The organism is Janthinobacterium sp. BJB446 (assembly GCF_002735655.1).
GTDB classification, from domain to species: Bacteria; Pseudomonadota; Gammaproteobacteria; order Burkholderiales; family Burkholderiaceae_D; genus Janthinobacterium; species Janthinobacterium lividum.
Map to the genome: position 1 here is coordinate 563,817 of NZ_PDZK01000003.1, position 13,703 is coordinate 577,519.

Here is a 13,703-nt window from a genome sequence, read left to right on the forward strand (position 1 = left end):
CGGTTAGACCGCTGGCACGCGAAGGCGCCAGGGATACGGCAATGTGGAAACGGCTCGGCTTTTAAGTAATCTAGCTTACTGCAAAGACGCGCCGCTGTTTATAAAAATAAACGCACGCAATAACCGTGCCCTATGCCGTCTCCGCCAACGCGCGGGGATTCCTGGGATCCTGCGTCCAGTTCATGTACGGCTTGCCCGTGGCCTGCGGCACCATCGTGATGCAGCCCTGCACCGGACAGGTGATTTCGCACAGGTTGCAGCCCACGCACTCCTCCTTGATCACCTCATACGTGCGCGTGCCGGCGGCGTCGATCAGTTGCGCAATCGACTGGTGCGAGGTGTCTTCGCAAGCCACGTAGCACTTGCCGCATTTGATGCAGTCGTCCTGGTTGATCTGCGCGATGACCTGGTAATTCATGTCCAGGTATTTCCAGTCCGTCGTGTTGGCCACGGCCTTGCCGGAAAAGTCGCTGATGCGCTCGTAGCCCTTCTCGTCCATCCAGCGCGACAGGCCATCCTTCATCTCTTCGACGATGCGGAAGCCATGCAGCATGGCGGCCGTGCACACCTGCACGCAGCCCGCGCCCAGGGCGAGGAATTCGGCCGCGTCGCGCCAGTTGCCGATGCCCCCGATGCCGGAAATGGGCAAGCCGCGCGTCTGCGGATCGCGGGCGATTTCCGCCACCATGTTCAGGGCGATCGGTTTGACGGCAGACCCGCAATAGCCGCCGTGCGTGCTGGCGCCACCGACAATCGGCAAGGCCACCATGCGGTCCAGGTCCAGCGAGGTGATGGAATTGATGGTGTTGATCAGCGAGACGGCGTCCGCGCCGCCCGCCTTGGCCGCGCGCGCCGGCATGCGCACGTCCGTGATGTTGGGCGTGAGCTTGACGATGACGGGAAGACGGCTGTGCTTCTTGCACCAGGCGGTGACCATCTGCACGTACTCGGGCACCTGGCCCACGGCCGCGCCCATGCCCCGCTCCGGCATGCCGTGCGGGCAGCCGAAATTAAGCTCGATGCCGTCCGCCCCTGTCGCCTCGACCTTGGGCAGGATGTCGGCCCAATAGTGCTCTTCGCAGGGCAGCATCAGGGAGACGATCATGGCGCGGTCGGGCCAATCCTTTTTCACCTGCGTGATTTCGCGCAGGTTGATCTCCAGCGAGCGGTCGGTGATCAGCTCGATGTTATTGAAACCGACCACTTCGCGGTTCTTGCCATACAGGGCCGAGTAGCGCGACGAGACGTTGACGGCGGCCGGGTCTTCACCCAGGGTTTTCCACACGACGCCGCCCCAACCCGCTTCGAAGGCGCGCACCACGTTGTAGGCCTTGTCGGTCGGCGGTGCGGACGCCAGCCAGAAGGGATTCGGCGCCTTGATGCCGCAAAATTCGATGCTGAGATCAGCCATTATGCAGCCTCCACTTTATTCAACAAATCGGAATGGATGGCCAGTGCGGCCAGCTTGCCATGCTGGACGGCTTGCACCGTCAGGTCCTGCCCCGGCGCCACGCAGTCGCCGCCCGCGTAGATTCCCGGCAGCACCGTGCGAAAACCCGCATCGACGGCGATCTTGTCGCCTTCGCGCTGCAGCAGCGACGCCATCGGATCATGCAGCACATCGGTGTCGAGGCTCTGGCCGATGGCCTTGAAGATGGCGTCGGCCGCCACGTCGAACGTTTCACCCGTCCCCGCCAAACGCGTGCCCTGCATGCGCGTCTTCTCGAAACGCATGCCGGCGACCTTGCCGTCAGTATCGAGCAGCACCTGCTGCGGCTGGGCCCACGTCAGCATGCGCACCTGGTTGGCCTTGGCGATGTCCTGTTCATGGTGGGTGGCTGTCATGGCGTCGAAACCGCGCCGGTAGACGAGGGTGACTTCCTCGGCGCCCAGGCGTTGGATCTGCACGGCCATGTCGATGGCCGTATTGCCGGCGCCAATCACAATCGCCCGTTTCGGCACGGGCAGCGCGGCCAGGTCGTCGGCCTGGCGCAGCGCGGCGATGTAATCGACGGCGGCCAGCAAGCCCGGTGCGTCCTCGCCCGTCAGCCCCAGCTTGCGGCTGGCGCCCAGGCCCAGGCCGAGGAACACGGCGTCATACCGCGCGTGCAAGTCGCGCAGATGCAGGTTCTCGCCCAGCACCTGGCGACATCGGATCTCGATACCGCCGATATCCAGCAGGAAGTCGATTTCCTTTTGCGCGAAATCGTCCGTCAGCTTGTATTTGGCGATGCCGTACTCATTCAGGCCGCCCGCCTTGCCTTCCTTTTCAAAGATCACCACGTCGTGGCCCAGCATGGCCAGGCGGTGCGCGCACGACAGGCCCGCCGGTCCCGCGCCGACGATGGCTATCGTCTTGCCGGTGCTTGGCGCCCGTTTGAACGGGTGGCTTGCGAAATGCATGTGATCGACGGCGTAGCGCTGCAAGAGGCCGATCTTGACGGGCTGCCCCTCCGCGTCGTGGTTGCGCACGCAGACGTCCTCACACAGGATTTCCGTGGGACAGACGCGGGCGCAGCTGCCGCCCAGGATGTTCTGTTTCAGGATGCCTGCCGCGGCACCGTTGATGTTCTTGTCGTGGATATTGCGGATGAAGCTGGCCACGTCGATTTCTGACGGACAGATGCGGCTGCACGGCGCGTCATAACAGTACAGGCAGCGGGCGCTTTCGATGGCCGCCTGGCGCGCGCTCAAGGGAGGCGCCAGGTCGGTGAAATGGCCTGCCAGTTCCTCGTTGGGCAGGGCGGGATGCGGCAAATAGTTCAAAGACTCGATCATCGCGTATTCCTCTTGTTATGTGCGGCCGGCTTGTAGTTTGAAACCTTTACTTCATCTGGGGAAAAGCAAATTCCACACCAGCGCTTGCCGTATTCGGCCAGCGCTGCATCACGGCCTTGTGGCGCGTGTAGAAACGCACGCCTTCGGGGCCATAGGCGTGGTGGTCGCCGAACATGCTGCGCTTCCAGCCGCCGAAACTGTTGAAGGCCATCGGCACGGGCAAGGGGATGTTGACGCCCACCATGCCGACCTGGATCTGGCGCACGAATTCACGCGCTACGCCGCCGTCGCGCGTGTAGATGGCCACGCCGTTGCCATACTCGTTGGCGTTGATCAGCTCCACCGCATGCACCACGTCAGGACACCGAAGCACGCACAGCACGGGACCGAAAATCTCTTCCTTGTAGATGCTCATGTCGCGCGTCACATGGTCAAATAAAGTACCGCCGACAAAGAAGCCGTTCTCGCGTCCCGCCACCACATGGTTGCGGCCATCGACCACCAAAGTTGCGCCCTGCTCCACGCCCGAGGCGATCAGTTTTTCGATGCGCTGCTTGGCGGCCAGCGATACGACCGGCCCCATTTCCGCACCATCGGCCATGCCGTCGCGCACTTTCAGTGCGGCCGTGCGCGTTGCCAGTGCATCGATCAATTTGTCGCCCGCGTCGCCCACGGCGACGACGACGGAGATGGCCATGCAGCGCTCGCCCGCCGAACCGTAGGCCGCGCCGATCAGCGCGTCGACCGTCATGTCCATGTCCGCGTCGGGCATCACCACCATGTGGTTCTTCGCGCCGCCCAGCGCCTGCACGCGCTTGCCGCTGGCGCTGCCGCGCGCATAGATGTATTCGGCGATCGGCGTGGAGCCGACAAAGCTGATCGCCTGCACCACGGGATGGTCGAGCAAGGCATCGACCGTCACCTTGTCTCCCTGTACCACGTTGAAGACGCCGTCGGGCAAACCCGCTTCTTTCAGCAGTTTCGCGTGCAGCAGGGAGGCGGACGGATCGCGCTCGGACGGTTTCAGGACGAAGGTATTGCCGCAGGCGATGGCAACGGGGAACATCCACATCGGCACCATTACGGGGAAATTGAATGGCGTGATGCCGGCCACCACGCCGAGCGCCTGGCGCATGGACCAGGCATCGATGCCGCGCGAAATCTGGTCCGTGAATTCACCCTTTAACAATTGCGGAATGCCGACGGCAAATTCAACCATCTCGATGCCGCGCGCCACCTCGCCCTGCGCATCGGCAAAGGTCTTGCCATGCTCGCGCGTGAGCATGGCGGCAAAGTCGTCCGTGTGCTGCTGGCATAACTGCAGGTAGCGGAACAGCACCCGCGCGCGCGTCAGGGGCGGCGTGGCCGACCAGGAGGGAAAGGCGGCGGCGGCCGCCTGCACGGCCGCGTCCACGTCTGCCACGGTGCCCAGCGCGACGCGGGCGACGGGCTCGCCGAGCGCGGGGTTATACACATCGCCATAGCGGCCGCTCTGCGTGTCGACTTTGGCGCCGTTGATGAAGTGGGTGATGGTGTCGAGAGTGTTCATGGTGTTCCTTTGTCAAACCCAAAAACAAGTGCCGGGGTCGGACCCTCAGGGTCCGACCCCAGGTTTTGCTTGGGGTCGCAATTCAATCAAGATTTTTGAGTACCTTGGCCAGCTTGCCAAACAGCTCGTCGACATGCTGTTTCTCCAGCACCAGCGGCGGCGACAGGGCGATGATGTCGCCGGTCGTGCGTATCAGCACGCCGTCGGCGAACGCCTGCTTGAAGGCGTTGAAGGCGCGCGTGCCGGGTTTGCCGGCGATGGGATCGAGCTCGATGCCGGCGATCAGGCCGATGCTGCGCAAGTCGATCACGTGCGGCAGGCCCTTCAGGGAATGCACGGCGTCGCTCCAATACGCCTGCATCGCTTTAGCGTGGCCCAGGATGTCCTGTTCCTCGAACACTTGCAGGGTCGCCAGCGAGGCGGCACAAGCCAGCGGGTGGCCGGAATACGTGTAGCCGTGGAACAGTTCGATGCCGGCCGGCGCGTCCATGAAGGCGTCGTGGATGTATTGTTTGCTGAACACGGCGCCCATGGGCACCATGCCGTTGGTCAGGCCCTTGGCCGTCGTCATCAGGTCCGGCTCGACATCGAAATAGTCGGCAGCGAACGGCGTCGTCATGCGGCCGAAACCCGTGATCACCTCATCGAAGATCAGCAGGATGCCGTGCTTGGTGCACAGTTCGCGCAAGCGTTTCAGATAGCCTTTCGGCGGGATCAGCACACCCGTGGAACCGGCCACCGGTTCGACGATGACGGCGGCAATCGTCGAGGCGTCGTGCAGGGCGACGATGCGTTCCAGTTCATCGGCCAGGTGGGTGCCGTATTCGGGCTCGCCCACCGTGTAGGCGTTCTTGTCCAGGTTATGCGTGTGCGGCAGGTGGTCCACGCCCGGCAGCAGGGGACCGAAGGTCTTGCGGTTGCCGCCGATGCCGCCCACGGAAATGCCGCCAAAGCCCACGCCGTGGTAACCGCGTTCGCGGCCGATCAGACGGGTGCGCGCGCCCTCGCCGCGCGCCCGGTGATAGGCCAGCGCGATCTTCAACGCCGTGTCGACGGCTTCGGAACCGGAGTTCGTATAAAACACGTGGCCGAACTTGTGGCCCGTGTAGTCCATCAGCTTTTCCGCCAGGTCGAAGGCGGCCGGATGGCCCATCTGAAAGGTCGGCGCGAAGTCCAGCTGGCCCACCATGTCGCGGATGGCAGCGACGATTTTCGGCTGCGCATGGCCGCACGGCACGCACCACAGGCCGGCCGTGCCATCGAGGATGGCGTTGCCATCGACGTCCTTGTAGTACATGCCTTCAGCCGACACGAGCAGGCGCGGGTTGGCCTTGAAATCACGGTTGTTCGTAAACGGCATCCAGAATGCCGACATCGATTCCGGTCTTGTTTCGTTCATGACCTTCTCCTTGGGATGGGCTGGCGCGGGGCCAGGATCGTTTTTGACGAAGCGTAAAATAATTTACCAGTTGGCAAAAAGCTGATGTAATAATAGACAGGCCATCCCCAATGGCACAGATACACAAACGGCAAAGTACCCCAACCGTACAGGTCGGAAAACCACTACAGTTTTGTGCAAGGCAGCATAAGGAGCCACCGTGAAGCACAGCGACAGCACAGACGATGCCCCCGAGCAAGCAAGCGGTTGGCCCGTGCTGGACATCGACCGCCAGAAAAAGGGCGGCCTCGTCGAGCAGATCGTCATCGCCATCAGCGTCATGGTGGGCAGCCGCGCCCTGCGCATCGGCACACGCATGCCGTCCGTGCGCCAGTTCGCCCGCTGCAATGGCGTGTCGACGTTTACCGTCGTCGAATCGTACGACCGCCTGGTCAACCTGGGCTTGCTGTCGTCGCGCCGCGGTTCCGGCTATTTCGTCGCGCGCCACGATGTCGCCGCCTCGCCGCAGGCGGCCGTACACGCGAGTCCCACCGCCATCGACGCCCTCACGCCGGACCTGTATTCGGGCGTGTCCGACGCCCTGCCCGTGGGCGCGGGCTGGCTGCCGCCCGAGATGTATGGCGAAGCGACCGTGCTCGATGCCGTGCGCCAGGCCATGCGCATTCCCGCCAGCCGGCTGCGCGGCTATGGCCATCCTCTCGGTTTTCCCTCGCTGCGCCAGCACCTGGCCACCAGCCTGTCGGAAGAACTGTTTCAGGTGGAGCCGGACCAGGTCTTGCTGACGCATGGCGCCACGCATGCCTTCGATTTGATCCTGCGCAGCCTGACCAAGCCGGGCGACACGGTGCTGGTGGAAGACCCCGGCTACAGCAATCTGCAGTCGCTGATCCGCCACCACGGCTGCATCCCCGTCGGCATCAGCCGCGGCGAGGCGGGCCTCGACCTCGATGCGCTGGCCAGCGAGGCCGCGCGCACCCAGCCCAAGCTGATGTTCGTCAACACGGTACTGCAAAACCCGCTCGGCACCTCGCTCAGCCAGGCGCAGACGCACCGGCTGCTGGCGCTGGCCGAGCAATTCGATTTCTGGCTGGTGGAGGACGATATCTACCGCGAACTGGCGGCACGCGGCGACGCATCGCTGGCGGCCATGGATGGCTTGCGCCGCGTGATCCGCGTGGGCAGCTTCTCCAAGACCCTGTCGCCCGTGCTGCGCGTGGGGTCGATTTGCGCCTCGCCTTCGCTGGTGGCCGAACTGGTACGCGTGAAAATGCTGGCGGGACTGACGACGTCGGAAATCAACGAGCGCGCCGTCTACCACGCCATCTCTGCGCGGCCCTACAAGCGGATGGTCGAGCGGCTGGTGGCGCAGCTCGATGCGGCCCGCGAGCGCAGTATCGACTGCCTGGCGCAGGCGGGCATGGCGCCCGTGGCACGGCCCCGCGGCGGCATGTTCGTCAGCGCCGGCTGGCCCGACGTGCAAACGCCGGAATGGAATGGCAAGATCATCGCCGACATGGCCTTGAAGGCCGGCATCCTGCTCTCGCCGAACGAATTTTTCATGCTGCGCGCGCCCGAGACGGTGTGGTTCCGCTTCAACGTGGCCTACACCGATACCCCCGTGCTGCAAGCGTTCCTGCAATCGATCCGCCCACGCTAAAGAACCTGCCATGGCCAGCGAAAAATCCCCTGCCCTTCCCGTGAAAAATGCCGGCGGCCGGCGCCTGCAAAACCGCGACCGCCTGGAAGCGGACATCCTGGAACAAGCCGTGCGCGCGTTCGCGGAAAGCGGCTATGAGGGCGCGTCGATCGCCACCATCGCCGAACGGGCCGGCCTGTCGAAGCAAAACCTGATGTATTACTTCCCGTCCAAGCAGCTGCTGTACCAGCGCGTGCTCGACGATGTGCTCGACGACTGGCTGGCGCGCATGGAGTCGCTGGCCAAAGAACACGACGAACCGCGCGACGTGCTGCGCGCCTACATCGGCGCCAAGCTGCGTTTTTCGCGCGAACAGCCGTGGGCTTCGCGCGTGTATGCGCTGGAAGTGATCAATGGCGCGCCCCTGTACGGCGCGCAGATACGCGACCGGGTCGTGCCCCTGCTGCGCAAGGATATCGCCGTCTTCGAAGCCTGGATCGCGGCCGGCAGGATAGCACCCGTCAACGCCACGCACCTGATGTTCGCCATCTGGGCCATGACGCAATCGTATGCAGATTTTTCAGCGCAGATGGCCCTGGTGCTGGAGCGCAAGCAGCTCACGCGCAAGGATTACGAGGATGCGGAAATCCTGATCGCGCACATGGTGCTGGCGGCCGTGTCCATGCCGCCCGCAGGCGAAAAAAAACCGCCTTGCAAGGCGGTTTCCTGAACAGCGCAAACGCTTATGCTGCCGTCTTGCCCTTGCGGCGGCGCGCCATGAAGCCAACCAGACCCAGGCCTGCCAACAACATCGCATAGGTTTCCGGTTCCGGCACGGCCGAAACATAACCGGCCACGTTGGTGACGTTGAAATAATGGTTGGCGTTGACCTGGATGTTCGAAGCCCAGTTACCCACCACCACGTTGCCGTTGATCTGGCCATTGCCGCCGGCCAGGGTCGCCAGCGGCGCCAGAATGCTGCCATACAGGCCCACACCGTTCAAGGTGATGTTTTGCGCTTCATAGAAGTTGTACAGCACATTGTATTTGCTGAAATCGCCGTAGCCGCCGGACAGGTTCACATTCTTGCCGCTGATATTGAGGATCAGGGTGTCGTTCGTGTGCAGGTTGCTGAACTTGAAGTTGTTCACCGAGCCCAACGCCGCGGAAGTCAGATCGAACACTTGCACGCTGCCCGTGCCGCCCTTCAGGGTCATGCCGCCGTAGGCCACGGAGCTGCTGCCCGTGGACGCCACTTTCGCCAGCGAGGTCGAGGTGTTTTTCAGTTGGGCCGAGGTGGAGGCAAACGATACGGGCGACGCCGTGGTCTTGCTCGCCGTGTTCAGGCCCACGCTGCTCGTCGTCGTGCTGCCGCCCACAAAATAGTTGCCGTTCTTGATCGAACCGGAGCTGTAGTTCAGGTTGCCGCCAACCACCAGCGCATAGCCGGTATTACCGTGCGTGACGTAGGCGTCCTTGTTCTTGTCATTGATCGAATAGCTCGACGCGGACAGGTTACCGGCAACCAGCACGCCGCCTTCGATATCGCTGCCGGACGCGCTGAAGTTGCTCAGGGAATACAAATTGGCGCCACCGATACCCAGATCGACAACACCGGCTTGCGCGGCGCCGGCAGCGAACACGGTCGACAGAACGAGAAGGAGTGGCAATTTAGGCATGCTTGGCATTTTTATTTCCAAAAAGAAAATTAACTTGACGCCAGAATATCATATCTATTTGATTTGAGATGTCGCAAATCAACAACTTTTGTAACGATTATGCAAACATAGTTGCAAAATGGAAATTGTTTTCCTGTCGCTGCCCGGAGAACGCCTTAGCCATCCGGATGGCGCTTTGAACAGACGGGAAAACAGCCGTCTGTTCTGCTCTTTCAATATTGCTTAGAAGCGCAGCCAACTTGGTGATACGATCGCGGCAGCGCCAGGCCAGGCCAGGCCACAGAATACGAAATCATAAGGATGAAGCACGCATGAAACGAATGTCCCTAGGCGCACTGATGCTGGCATATGCCTGCGGCGCACACGCCGATGTTGTGAACATGATCGATAACCAGCCGCTGAGCGAAACCTGGCTCAACGCGGGCTTTTATTCGTATCACTTTCAGCGCGACAAGAACCTGAATGACAGCAATCCGGGCCTGGGCGCCGAATACCGCTTTTCCACGGTCGCGTCGGTCACGGCGGGCCGCTTCTACAATAGCGACCGTGCCTACTCGAACTACCTGGGTGTGTACTACCAGCCGATCAAGGTAGGCCCGCTGCGCGTCGGCGCCGTCGTTGGCGGCTTCAGCGGCTATCCGAAGATGCGCGATGGCGGCTGGTTCCCGGCCCTGGTCCCCACCATCAGCTATGAATACCAGCGCGTGGGCGTGAATATCGCCATCGTGCCTTCCTACAAGGACCGCCTGTATGGCGCCCTCAGTTTCCAGCTGAAACTCAAGGTGTTTGAATAACCGTTTGTCCTGATTTGTCGCCGTTCGGTCCGCCATTCCTGCCATTCGTCGCATACGCGATGCCCGGCAGTATAGTTCTGCCTATAGTGGACTCATCGCCAGCATGCATACGGCAGCGGCACCCACACGACAGGAGAACGGCATGAAAGACATCAATTCGGCACCGGGCAGCACTTCCTTCAGCGCTTTCTGGAACGAGCTGTGCGCTTACACGCGCCAGGGCATGGCCGCCTTGCGTGCCATGTCCTGGCCCATGCTGCTGGCGTGCTGCCTGGGCCTGGCGTTCCTGATTACCATCTTGCCGCTGGCCATCATGCTGTTTGCCCTCGTCATGCTGCTGAAATGGGCAAGCAACAGCGATGATGCCGGTGCAGACGAAAAAGCGCCGGGCTCGCAGCAGTCGCCGCAATAAAAATTTGCGTCGTGGCAAGAGTGCAATGATTGTTCTATGGCACTATGGATGGGCACAGCACTGACAGGCATCAAACCCATCCCGATGGACGGTATGGGTACGGAACGCCACGCAGTATCCATGATCGAAGCTACTCCCCCACCGCCATAGGAGTTTTCTGATGACCACGACAGCAAAAGCTACAGCAGCGACAACCATTCCCTGCCTGCGCTACCGCGACGCGCCCGCCGCCATTGAATGGCTGTGCAAGGCGCTCGGCTTTGAAAAACAATTGATCGTGCCTGACGGCAACGGTGGCGTCGCCCATGCGCAGCTGAGCTTCGGCAATGGCATGGTCATGGTGGCGCCAGCCATCGACAGCGACTATGGCCGCCTGATGAAACTACCCGGCGACGTCGGCGGCGCCAACACGCAAAACTGCTACCTGGTCGTCAGCGATGCCGATGCCGTCTACCGCAGCGCGCGCGAAGCCGGCGCCGAGATCGTGCTCGACATCAAGGATGAAGATTACGGCGGACGGGGCTTTACCTGCCGCGACCCGGAAGGCCATATCTGGAGCCTGGGCACCTACGATCCATGGTAAAACGGAGAACAATGATTATCAGTACCCTCGCCGCCGCCAGCCTTGCGCTGATCGGCGGTTTCCTGTCCGCTCCCGTCCTCGTCGACGAACACCTCAACCGTGTCCACCCTCCGTCCGGCAAGGCGCCATCGGCAGCCACCGTGGCCATGCACCAGAGCCTGTGGATCGCCGACCTGCATGCGGACAGCCTGCTGTGGCAACGCAACCTGAACCGCGACAGCCAGCGCGGGCATGTCGACTTTCCCCGCCTGCAACGGGCCAACGTGGCGCTGCAAGCCTTTTCCGTCGTGACCAAGACGCCGCGCAAGATGAATATCGAGCGCAATGGCAGTGACACGGACAACATCACGGCCCTGGTGGTGGCACAAGGCTTGCCGCCCGCTACCTGGAACAGCCTGCTGGCGCGCGCCACCTGGCAGGCCGACGAACTGCGCCAGCAAGCGGCCAAGAGCCATGGCAAGGTCCGGGTGATCGGCAGCCGCGCCCAGCTGCGCAGCTTCATCGCCGCGCGCGAAAAAGACCCCGCCCTGCTGGCCGGCTGGCTGACACTGGAAGGCGCGCATGCGCTCGAAGGCAAGCTGGACAACCTCGATGCCCTGTACCGGGCCGGCTTCCGCATGGCCGCGCCCACGCATTTCTTCGACACGGAACTCTCCGGTTCCCAGCACGGCCTGAAAAAAGGCGGCCTGACGCCGCTGGGCCGGCAATGGCTGCGCGCCATGGAGCAGCGCAAGATGATCGTCGACCTGGCGCACGCCTCGCCGGCCACCATCGACGACGTGTTAACGATGGCGAAACGCCCCGTGATGGTCTCGCACACGGGCGTGCGCGGCACTTGCGCCAACGGCCGCAACCTCAGCGACAGCCAGTTGAAACGCATCGCCGCCCAGGGTGGCCTGGTGGGCATCGGCTTCTGGAACACGGCCGTCTGCGGCAAGGACGTGGCGTCCATCGCGCGCGCCATCAAGTACGCGGTAAAACTGATCGGCGCCGAACACGTGGCCTATGGCTCGGACTTCGACGGCGCCGTCACCACGGCCATCGATGCGACGGGCTTGCCGCGATTGACGCAGGCGCTGCTCGACGCTGGCCTGTCGGAAGCGCAGATCCGCCGCGTGGCGGGCGAAAACGTACGCGACTTCCTGCTGAAGAACCTGCCGGACGACGACGCCTAGCCGAGTGCGCTGATCAACGCATGGTCCGCCACCTGGCGTGGCCGGATGCGTATCAGCTTGCGGTACAAAGGCGGCATCGACAAGCACAGCGCGAGCAGCGCGTCTTCATCCATGGCCGGGCGCACATACTGGAATTGCGCGGGATTATTTTCCGGCAGCGCCCCCTCCATGGTGGAGCCGTAAGCGCCCAGGGTCATGAAGCTGGCGGCGCTGTCGTCCGGGCCGATGGCCAGCACGAAGGTGCCGTGCTTGGGATGCCCCAGGTAGCTTTTGATTTCTTCCTGCAGCGCCGGCTCCGCGTTCGCCATCAATTCAAAGCGCAGCTGCGCGTACTGGCGCGTGCATTCCATGAATGGCGTGCGGATGACCGACTGCGCCAATTTTCCCGGCATGCACAGCAGCAGGTTGCCAAAGGAATCGAGCAAGGCGGCCGCGTCGCCCTGGCCGCCATCGCGCACATCCTGCTCCATGGCCGCCTGCAAAAATGGCGCCAGGCCGGCATCCGGCGCATGCGGCGCGCAGCGGTAAGTGAGGGCATCAGGATAGCGGCGGCGCAGGGCGCGCACCACGGCATGCTCGGACGGCAAGGTGGCGGGATCGCGCAAGTACACGTCGTCACCGGCGTTCAGCAACTGCATCACCTGCGCCGATGTCGACTCGAACACGAGCGAGCACAGTGCCTGCGTCGCCTCGTGGATGCTCTTGCCGATGAAAAAAGATTTGGGCGCGGCGCCGGAAGGCAGGCGCGCATACTCGGTGGCGCCACGCACGGCCGGATAGCAAAAGCTGCGGCCAGCCTGCGCCTGCAGCGGCGCCGGCAAGGCGGTAAAACTGGCGCTGCCATCGTAATTGATGCCCGCCTTGACGTCGGGAGCGGCCACCACCACGTTGAAACCGGCCGCCAAAATCGCCCCCGTACACATGCAGCACGGATCGAGCGAGGTGACGATGGTCAGTTCGCCCGGCGGCGGCAAGGGTGTGCCCTTGGCCCGTTCGGCGAAATACCAATCCACCAGCTGGCGCTCGCCATGCGCGGTGGGGTCGAACACCAGGCCCTGGCGCACGACGTTGTTGTGCATCGATTGCAGCACGTTGCCGGCGCCATCGAGCAGCACGCCGCCCACGCCAAATGTACCCTGCGTCTTGGCTGCCATGGCTTCGGCCGCGGCAATCGCCACGGCGGCCTGGATGTCGATCGTCTTGTTCAAGCGGATCCTGTTACTTCATGTCCAGGTCGGAATTGCCGAAGCCGTACGGCAGCAGCCAGCCCGCCGTCACTTCCATGACATCGTTTTTCAGATTGGTGAGGATCACCGGCAGGTCGGCGCCGCCCATCTCGAAGATCACCTGGCGGCAGGCGCCGCATGGCGAGATCGGTTCCGCCGTGTCGCCCGTGACGGCCAGCCTGGCAAAGTCGCCCGGCTTGCAGCCATGCGCGATGGCGCTGAAAAACGCCGTGCGTTCGGCGCAGTTGCACAGGCCATACGCGGCATTTTCCACGTTACAGCCGCGGAAGACGCGGCCATCCTTGCACAGCAGCGCCGCGCCCACCTTGAAACGCGAGTATGGCGCGTAGGCCAGTTCGCGGCCAGCGTTGGCTTCGGCGATCAGTTCTTGGTTGTTCATTTGATTATTTACCTGTAAAACCCGCAAGGGCTGGGGTCGTACCCTCAGGGTACGACCCCGGACTCTGCTTTG

At 62.9% G+C, this 13,703-nt stretch carries 13 protein-coding genes; 6 read left to right on the forward strand and 7 right to left on the reverse strand.

Translation table 11 applies throughout. The features are described 5' to 3' along the window. Positions 1–130 precede the first annotated feature (130 nt). The 4 genes from preA to CSQ92_RS21890 form a co-directional block, all read right to left on the reverse strand. Positions 131–1,411: an NAD-dependent dihydropyrimidine dehydrogenase subunit PreA gene (gene preA, locus CSQ92_RS21875; RefSeq protein ID WP_070260130.1), complete on the reverse strand. Its 1,281-nt coding sequence runs from the start codon at positions 1,409–1,411 to the stop codon at positions 131–133. After that, positions 1,411–2,778: an NAD(P)-dependent oxidoreductase gene (locus CSQ92_RS21880; RefSeq protein ID WP_099395361.1), complete on the reverse strand. Its 1,368-nt coding sequence runs from the start codon at positions 2,776–2,778 to the stop codon at positions 1,411–1,413. Before CSQ92_RS21880 ends, preA begins: the two co-directional genes overlap by 1 nt. 46 nt (positions 2,779–2,824) lie before the next feature. Continuing rightward, on the reverse strand, positions 2,825–4,327 hold the full coding sequence (locus CSQ92_RS21885; RefSeq protein WP_092611925.1) for a CoA-acylating methylmalonate-semialdehyde dehydrogenase: 1,503 nt from the start codon (positions 4,325–4,327) through the stop codon (positions 2,825–2,827). 82 nt (positions 4,328–4,409) lie between these two features. Continuing rightward, positions 4,410–5,726, reverse strand: coding sequence for an aspartate aminotransferase family protein (locus tag CSQ92_RS21890; RefSeq protein WP_092611928.1), 1,317 nt, complete (start codon positions 5,724–5,726; stop codon positions 4,410–4,412). Positions 5,727–5,925: 199 nt separating this feature from the next. Between CSQ92_RS21890 and CSQ92_RS21895 the strand changes: the two genes are divergently transcribed. Together CSQ92_RS21895 and CSQ92_RS21900 are read left to right on the forward strand one after the other, a co-directional pair. Further along, on the forward strand, positions 5,926–7,383 hold the full coding sequence (locus CSQ92_RS21895; RefSeq protein WP_099395362.1) for an aminotransferase-like domain-containing protein: 1,458 nt from the start codon (positions 5,926–5,928) through the stop codon (positions 7,381–7,383). Positions 7,384–7,393: 10 nt separating this feature from the next. Continuing rightward, a complete protein-coding gene (locus CSQ92_RS21900) occupies positions 7,394–8,092 on the forward strand; it encodes a TetR/AcrR family transcriptional regulator (RefSeq protein ID WP_099395363.1) in 699 nt (232 codons plus the stop codon). A 13-nt stretch (positions 8,093–8,105) separates the two neighbouring features. Here the strand turns inward: CSQ92_RS21900 and CSQ92_RS21905 are convergent, their stop codons facing one another. Further along, entirely contained in the window at positions 8,106–9,041 is a 936-nt protein-coding gene (locus CSQ92_RS21905) for a choice-of-anchor A family protein (protein ID WP_180277084.1), read from the reverse strand. A gap of 311 nt (positions 9,042–9,352) precedes the next feature. Here CSQ92_RS21905 and CSQ92_RS21910 point away from each other — a divergent pair, with 311 nt between their 5' ends. The 4 genes from CSQ92_RS21910 (at position 9,353) to CSQ92_RS21925 (ending at position 12,005) form a co-directional block, all read left to right on the forward strand. After that, positions 9,353–9,835, forward strand: coding sequence for a hypothetical protein (locus CSQ92_RS21910; RefSeq protein ID WP_373606061.1), 483 nt, complete (start codon positions 9,353–9,355; stop codon positions 9,833–9,835). Between the two features lie 142 nt (positions 9,836–9,977). Beyond that, a complete protein-coding gene (locus CSQ92_RS21915; RefSeq protein WP_070260145.1) occupies positions 9,978–10,247 on the forward strand; it encodes a hypothetical protein in 270 nt (89 codons plus the stop codon). A gap of 160 nt (positions 10,248–10,407) precedes the next feature. Further along, complete coding sequence (locus CSQ92_RS21920; protein WP_034785571.1) at positions 10,408–10,830, forward strand: VOC family protein; 423 nt, start codon at positions 10,408–10,410, stop codon at positions 10,828–10,830. 11 nt (positions 10,831–10,841) lie between these two features. Beyond that, positions 10,842–12,005 carry a dipeptidase gene (locus CSQ92_RS21925; RefSeq protein WP_099395365.1) on the forward strand — a complete coding sequence of 388 codons (1,164 nt, stop codon included), beginning with the start codon at positions 10,842–10,844 and terminating at the stop codon, positions 12,003–12,005. Here CSQ92_RS21925 and CSQ92_RS21930 read toward each other — a convergent pair. Both CSQ92_RS21930 and CSQ92_RS21935 read right to left on the reverse strand, forming a co-directional pair. After that, on the reverse strand, positions 12,002–13,213 hold the full coding sequence (locus tag CSQ92_RS21930) for a nucleoside deaminase (protein ID WP_099395366.1): 1,212 nt from the start codon (positions 13,211–13,213) through the stop codon (positions 12,002–12,004). The two genes, CSQ92_RS21925 and CSQ92_RS21930, sit on opposite strands and share 4 nt — an antisense overlap. Before the next feature lie 10 nt (positions 13,214–13,223). Next, the gene (locus tag CSQ92_RS21935; RefSeq protein WP_099395367.1) at positions 13,224–13,631 is read right to left on the reverse strand and encodes a cytidine deaminase; all 408 of its coding nucleotides are present in this window, start codon (positions 13,629–13,631) and stop codon (positions 13,224–13,226) included. Positions 13,632–13,703: the final 72 nt, after the last annotated feature.